The sequence below is a fragment of the Methylophaga sp. UBA1464 genome (assembly GCF_002325665.1).
Lineage (GTDB): Bacteria > Pseudomonadota > Gammaproteobacteria > Nitrosococcales > Methylophagaceae > Methylophaga.
The window spans coordinates 6,466-6,766 of sequence record NZ_DCSO01000096.1 but is presented as its reverse complement, the minus strand read 5'-3'; positions in this window follow the sequence as shown (position 1 = coordinate 6,766).

The following is a 301-nucleotide window of genomic DNA, read 5'->3' as shown; positions in this document are numbered from 1 at the left end:
CAAAGTATTTTATTTCCGGTGATTCTTCAGCAGTATTAATACCATCGACAATCTGCTCAATAGAATTCGCATCTTTTATAAAATCAACGGCCATGATTATTCTCCGGGTTAATAAATAGAGTTTTCATCGTAACGCTTTAAAAGCAAACGCTGCTTTTACATAGGTTAGGACGAACTCAAAAACTTCAAGTTCACGGCTGTATTTAGACAGTAGGGATGCTGCTGCAAATTCTAGTTACTAAGTGCTCACATTCATTATAGCCACTATTAATCGATACATAATTTAACATAATATACATTA